Below are 4,536 nucleotides of genomic sequence, written 5' to 3'. Positions count from 1 at the left end.
TCAGCGAGCTTCGGGCAGAGAGAGAAAAAGGCGAGATCGAAGGCATGATCAAAGGAGAATCCATGCTACTTGAACGTCTGATTGTTAAACGATTCGGCTCGGTCCCCGACGATGTTCGAGCGCGCCTCAGAACCGCTACGGTTGACCAGTTGGAAGCTTGGGCGGAGCGCATTCTTGATTCCTGCACTCTGGCCGAGATATTCAACGACCATTGATGAAATCAATTAGCAGGGCTATTAATAAGGAACACGGTTGATCACCAGTCTCCTCGCCCTCAAGGCACCGAGGGCTTCGCAAATCGAAAACCCCGCCTTTTCGCAAAAAGACGGGGTTTTTTCGTGTGCTTCCGGCAACAGCTCAATCACGTGATGGATAACAAGGGACACCTATTGTTTAGCGGTTTCCTTATTCCCATTGAAAACCGATGGTCGATGATGTCAGACTCCATCGATCAACGTAGTTGTACGTTGTTTAGTACCAAAATCATTCGAGTCTGACCCTATCGATAGTCGGTTTGTAGGGTGTGCAAATCTCATTTGCGCACGTGTGCCGATCGTTAAAATGGTGCGCGCCGGGCCTCCCGGGGTGACTGCGTGCGCAAATTAAAATTTGCACACCCTACAACGGCTATGCGGGGTCAGATGGTGCCGGTGGGCAGGAACAAAGTGGGTGTCTTTTTGTTTAGAAAGAAAGCAATCCCTGAAGTTGACGCTCTGCGTACCCTAGCGCCGTGGGCGTTCCAGGACATCGCGGCTCGGTGGCTGCAGCCGGACTACAGGCAGTGACGCGCACCTCAAACATCCAGGTTGAAATACCGTCCACATCTGCTGCCGGAAATGCATTGCATTCGACCGTGGCGAAAAAATCTCTCAACGTGCTGGTATTTGAAAAGCTCAAACTGTACGTGCTGGCACCCATCGTCGTGTTGACCGGGCAGGTCGGGCTACTCGGATTGGCAGCGATTCTGTAGCGCGCCCATTCCATACCCGCATTGGCAGCCTGCCATGCACGCTCTCCCCTTATATCCAGAGCCATCCCAACCTGCTGACTGCTTGAGACATTCAGGATGAAGGCACCCAATGCGGAAAGAATCACCAGCAGGAAAATTGCTGATGGCAGCAAAAACCCCCGGGCTGCTGTCTGTCGCTGTCTGCTCATGGTCGGTTCACGATGGTTACGCGCCGTAACATATTGACGGGCTCGTTGTCCCGGTCCCTCAGCGTTAGATTGATGGTGATGAGTTGTACCCTGGCTTTCGTGCTGTCGCAAGCCACTTGGCAGGCACTCAAATGGCTCGCGGCGACCACTGGGGTACCCACTCCAGCGACATTTCTTGTCAAGCCATCCGTTGTATTGCAAACGTAGTTGACCGGCGACGAGTCCACAATATAGACCCGACCAAACTCGCGGTCATTGATTTCATTGGCCGTGGTGGTTGAATTATTCTGAACGATTGGGGAAGCCATGTAGCATTCCGGAAGATAGGTGTAGGGGTCGATGACCACACCGCCCCCCCCGATGCTTGAAAGCGTACCAGCATTGCCCGTACCAGCATTGCCGCCAAAGGCGGCAAAGTCACTATGACAATTGGCCACGCCTGAACTAAGGTTGCCAACAATCACCCTGCTTGGCAACGCTGAAACGCTATTGCCGCGCGCATCCCTGGTTACTGAGGTTGCAGTGCCGCCAATCATATCGAAGCCAGTCGTTTCAGTACCAAACCGCAGTGGCGTGCCGGTTTGTGCCTCCCGAAACCGCCCGCCCGAGCGAATTGCCAGGAACTGCAACCCACCACTGCTGGTACAGGTAATGCTGTTTGGCAATGCCGACTGCAGGTCGCGCGCCACAAAGCGCAAGGCAGCATCGGCCTCTTCGGATAGTGCCGCGCGCCGAACGCTGCTGAAATAACCTTCCATAGGTGCATTTATGAAGACTGCGATCATTCCGGCGATGATCCCAGTTATGACGATGACCATGATCATCTCGACCAGGGTGAAACCAGCACTCGATTTGCGTCGAATCATTGTGGAGCCTGACGTGTCTTAAAGCCTTCAGCGATGGCTTGGATGCTGCCGGGGCCAGTTACCCGTACTCTGACAAGTAAGGCATCGCCACTAGCACTGGTGATGTCGCCTAATGCCTGGGGACCGATGGTAACAAAGGCGTTATAGCCTGCAGGAGCAGATATTGACGACTCATCCGGCAAGGCCGACAGCAGCGCTGTTTCAGTGTCGGCTGCTGTGGCATAGTGGATGACCGAGTCGCACGGGCGGCCTTCCGCGCAGGGTTGAGTTGAACGATAGGTGTCAGCTGCGCAAAGACCGTTGGTGTTGGTCCCATACTTCATATTCACATCAGCCCCATCGCAATAGGCAAAATACCCGGTCTGGATTTCCTCAAGCAGGCCTTCCGCCAGTGCCTGCGCCTGTTTCTGCACCAAGGGATCAGCGCTGTGCAAGACGGTAACGTTGAGCACGCTCAAGATGCCGGCAAGGCCAACGGAAACGACGACAATAAAGATGATCAGCTCGATCAAGGTCAGGCCGACTTGGCGGCGAAGGGAAGGTGCTGCCATCATTCGCATGGTGTCGCCAAACTGCAATGAACATAACCGGTTGATTCAACGTCGATCGTATAGGTGCCGTCCCCAGACACACTGAAGGACGGGGCCACCGTGGCCGCCGAGCCGTCGCCATGAAAGGTCGTGTCTATTGCTGATCCAAAGCTGATGCCAGAAGGTGTATTCCATCTTGCCGAAGGATTGGCGACAACATTCGATGGGCTACAGGTTTGCGACATTCCACGCGACAGTGCCATCGTCATGGTCAAAGTGTTGCCGCCTGAGCTTGCAACGACACGAACATTTCGCCCTGAAGCCACAGCCACTTTACGTGCGTATCCCAGCATTGCCACAGTCTGATCAACAAATCCGCGTGTCTCAAAGGTAGTTCGGCTGGCAAAACGCGGCATGGCTACGACGGCCAGAATTCCGACCATGATGATCACCATGATTAACTCCACCAACGTGAAACCGCTACATCGCAGCAAGGGTCGATTCACCATCTAGAAATTCTCCCGACGGTACAAATATCCCCAGTTACCACGGGAATTCGAGCTAGCTCCACCAAAAAAAACCGTTGCACTCGGATCCGTGTTGTAGGCTGGACCGCCGAGCAGGTAGCCGAGATTGGGAGGCGTAGTAACGGTGCAGTCATTCGCCGTCGTTGCCATGTCCATGCAAATCGTCGCCGTGCCGACGCTGGTCGGCCTAGTGAGCAAGATGCTGCCGTAGCCCTGACTTATCCCAGCTGCAGTACTAGCAGTCGTTCCAGTTGTCCCCGATACCGCAAAATTTCCCGATGCCAAAGTAGTGCAGCTGTCGGCCACATTGGTGCGCCAATACGTGCCATCCCAATACTGAACCTCAGTTTGCATCTTAAATGGAGCCAAATTCGAGCCTTGACCCGGAATCAGGCGTAGCCGGCCAAAGCGCTGTAGCAGCAGCGTGCTGCTAATCAGGGTTGGCGAAGGTGTCGTTGAAGGTGTCACAGGCAATGTCGTCACCCCGTCCGAATCGACCGGCAGGGCCGTGACGGTAATCGTGGTCGGCACTGCTGGCGCGCTCGTCGGGCGCACGATCATATGCCTTGCTGTCACCGTCGTGGTGCCAGCACTCCAGGTGTTGCTGTTGGTCGCAGTGGGTGTGGGTGCTGTGTCTGCTGTTGCACTGTTCGCCAAAACGGCTGCGGGTGTTCCTGCGGGTTGCGCAGGTGACCAGGTGCCCACGGCGAAGCCAAAACCCGGAGCCGGTGCGGCACCCCAGGCCGTTAGCGGCAGCTTGGCATAGCCGATGTTCCCATCGTAATTTTGGGTGGTGTTACCGCTCGCGTTTTGCGCGGTCAGCGTGAACTCCGTGGTGAAATCCTGGCCGAAGTAGGTGAATGGGTTTGTTGCACCAGGCGGGGCACAGGCTGGTTTTGTGGTGCCCGCCGTGACCAAGAAATGATCCGGAATGAAACGGCCGAAAAACAGCGACGATGCAGTCGCGCCACCCGACGTATTGCTGGAGGTGGGCGGCTTGGTGCCGCCAAAATAACAGCCGTACTTGCCGTTGCCATCCTTGACGTTCGGGTCGGCTGGAACAATGGCGCTGCCGAGCTTGCCATCGATAAAGCATTCGGGCGTGGCTTTGCCTCGATCCACATCGGCGAAGCTGCCATCGTCGTAAACCCCCCAGGGTAGAAACTGGAAATTGCCGACTTCGGAATAGGTGAACGCCATGCCCTTGGAAATTCCTGAGGCCGAAGTGGCTGGTGAGAAGACACCGTCAACGCTGCCGGCCTGCACCGCGCCAGGGTGCGCCGCGATTCTTCCGCTATTGATCTTCGCCGTGCCGGTGTAATTGGTTAGCGGGGTGGTATTGGTCTTTGAAGCCGCATCCAGCCCGAAGGGGGTGGTACCGGCCTTGAAAAACGGGGTGCCGCCAGTTGCGGTGTTGGTGGCATTGGGCGATATCACGCTGAAACTCGTCGGGCG

General features: G+C 55.8%; 6 protein-coding genes. 1 reads left to right on the top strand and 5 read right to left on the bottom strand.

All coding sequences use genetic code 11. From position 1 onward, the window contains the following. A partial coding sequence (locus ACOYNV_RS25875) for a DUF4351 domain-containing protein (RefSeq protein ID WP_422902696.1) occupies nt 1-215 on the top strand: 215 nt, incomplete at its 5' end. 466 nt (nt 216-681) lie between these two features. On the opposite strand, the gene ACOYNV_RS25870 is transcribed toward ACOYNV_RS25875, so the two are convergent. The 5 genes from ACOYNV_RS25870 to ACOYNV_RS25850 form a co-directional block, all read right to left on the bottom strand. Continuing rightward, nucleotides 682-1,122: a hypothetical protein gene (locus ACOYNV_RS25870; protein ID WP_422902695.1), complete on the bottom strand. Its 441-nt coding sequence runs from the start codon at nt 1,120-1,122 to the stop codon at nt 682-684. A 32-nt stretch (nt 1,123-1,154) separates the two neighbouring features. Then, a complete protein-coding gene (locus ACOYNV_RS25865; protein WP_422902694.1) occupies nt 1,155-2,024 on the bottom strand; it encodes a PulJ/GspJ family protein in 870 nt (289 codons plus the stop codon). Next, a complete protein-coding gene (locus ACOYNV_RS25860) occupies nt 2,021-2,584 on the bottom strand; it encodes a type IV pilus modification PilV family protein (protein WP_422902693.1) in 564 nt (187 codons plus the stop codon). The genes ACOYNV_RS25865 and ACOYNV_RS25860 overlap by 4 nt, the downstream gene beginning before the upstream one ends. Then, nucleotides 2,575-3,063, bottom strand: coding sequence for a pilus assembly FimT family protein (locus tag ACOYNV_RS25855; RefSeq protein WP_422902692.1), 489 nt, complete (start codon nt 3,061-3,063; stop codon nt 2,575-2,577). The genes ACOYNV_RS25860 and ACOYNV_RS25855 overlap by 10 nt, the downstream gene beginning before the upstream one ends. Continuing rightward, the coding region (locus ACOYNV_RS25850; protein ID WP_422902691.1) for a DUF6701 domain-containing protein at nt 3,064-4,536 on the bottom strand (1,473 nt) is incomplete at its 5' end.

Origin of the sequence: Propionivibrio sp., assembly GCF_049316945.1 — a bacterium.
Classification (GTDB): Bacteria; Pseudomonadota; Gammaproteobacteria; order Burkholderiales; family Rhodocyclaceae; genus Propionivibrio.
This window is presented reverse-complemented; position numbering and strand designations above follow the sequence as displayed.

Bases quoted from the DNA above. Each gene is read 5' to 3' on its own strand.
- ACOYNV_RS25865 (WP_422902694.1), bottom strand. From the start codon at position 2,024: ATGATTCGACGCAAATCGAGTGCTGGTTTCACCCTGGTCGAGATGATC.
- ACOYNV_RS25855 (WP_422902692.1), bottom strand. From the start codon at position 3,063: ATGGTGAATCGACCCTTGCTGCGATGTAGCGGTTTCACGTTGGTGGAG.
- ACOYNV_RS25860 (WP_422902693.1), bottom strand. From the start codon at position 2,584: ATGCGAATGATGGCAGCACCTTCCCTTCGCCGCCAAGTCGGCCTGACC.